The sequence below is a fragment of the Brenneria alni genome, assembly GCF_003666245.1.
GTDB classification, from domain to species: domain Bacteria; phylum Pseudomonadota; class Gammaproteobacteria; order Enterobacterales; family Enterobacteriaceae; genus Brenneria; species Brenneria alni.
The window spans coordinates 1-1,788 of record NZ_MJLZ01000100.1; the positions used below are offsets into that span (position 1 = coordinate 1).

The 1,788-nt window shown below is 56.7% G+C and carries 1 protein-coding gene; it reads right to left on the bottom strand.

Annotated elements, in window-relative coordinates; all coding sequences use genetic code 11:
• The coding region (locus BIY29_RS19795; protein ID WP_121576710.1) for an Ig-like domain-containing protein at nt 1-1,788 on the bottom strand (1,788 nt) is incomplete at both ends.

Sequence of the window (1,788 nt, forward strand, 5' to 3'; positions counted from 1 at the left end):
TCTCGGTATTACCGGCCAGTACGCTGCCCGGCACATTCACGCTCCAACTGGTGCCGTCAGCGTTGACCGTGGTCTGGTAGGTTTCATTGCCTACGGTGACCGTTACCGCATCACCGGCCTGCACATTATTGCCGACCTTGCCGCTGATATTCACAGACTGGCTGGATTCGGCAATATTCACCCTATCATCACCGGCAATAGTGTCGATGCTGATCAAGGCGTCCGGGGCTATGGTGTCTACGGTGTAAGAACGATCCGCACTTGCCGTAGTGGTATTACCCGCCGCATCGGTGGTGGTGACACTGGCGCTAACTGCGGAGTTGGAAGCCAGTACGCTGCCCGGCACGCTAATGCTCCAGCTCACACCATCCACATTGACGGTAGTCTGGAAGGTCTCCGCACCCACGGTGACCGTCACCGCATCACCGGCTTGAACATTGTTGCCAACACGACCGCTAACGTTAATGGCTTGATTGGACTCAGCGATATTCACCACATCATCACCAGCCACGGTGTCGATAGTAATGGAGGCGTCCGGGGCTACCGTATCGACGGTGTAAGGGCGATTGGACTCTACGATGGTGGTATTACCCGCCGCATCGGCAGTGGTCACGCTGGCACTGACATTGGTGTTTGCCGCCAGTACGCTGCCCGGCACGCTAACACTCCAGCTAATTCCATCGGCATTGACCGTAGTTTGGTAGGCCTCTGAACCGACCGTTACCGTGACCGTATCACCGGCCTGAACATTGTTGCCGACGCGCCCTGTCACATTAACCGTCTGATTGGACTCGGCGATATTGACCCTATCGTCACCAGCAACGGTGTCGATAGTAATGGAGGCGTCCGGCGCTATGGTGTCGACAGTGTAAGTACGCTCCGCACTTACCGTAGTGGTATTACCCGCCGCATCGGTGGTGGTGACACTGGCGCTAACTGCCGAGTTGGAAGCCAGTACAGAACCCGGAATATCTATGCTCCAGCTAACACCATCCGCATTGACCGTGGTCTGGTAGGTCTCTGAACCGACTGCTACCGTGACGGTATCACCGGTCTGCACATTGTTGCCAACCTTGCCGCTGATATTCACAGACTGGCTGGATTCGGCGATATTTACCCTATCGTCACCAGCCACGGTGTCGATAGTGATCGAGGCGTCCGGGGCTACCGTATCCACCGTGTAAGAACGATCGGCGCTTGCCGTAGTGCTATTACCCGCCGCATCGGTGGTGGTGACACTGGCGCTAACTGCCGAGTTGGAAGCCAGTACAGAACCCGGAATATCTCTGCTCCAGCTAACACCATCGGCATTGACAGTAGTCTGGTAGGTCTCCGCACCCACCGTTACCGTCACCGCGTCACCGGCTTGAACATTATTACCGACCTTGCCGGTAACGTTGATGGCTTGATTGGACTCGGCGATATTTACCCTATCGTCACCAGCGACAGTGTCGATAGTGATGGAGGCCTCCGGCCCTATGGTGTCGACAGTGTAAGGACGATCCGCACTTGCCGTAGTGGTATTACCGGCGGCATCGGCAGTGGTCACGCTGGCACTGACATTGGTGTTCGCCGTCAGCACGCTGCCCGGCACGCTAACGCTCCAGCTAACGCCATCCGCATTCACGGTAGTCTGGTAGGTTTCATTGCCCACGGTGACCGTCACCGCGTCACCGGCCTGAACATTATTACCGACCTTGCCGGTCACGTTGATGGCTTGATTGGACTCAGCGATATTGACCCTATCGTCACCAGCCACGGTGTCGATAGTGATGGACGCTTCCGGGG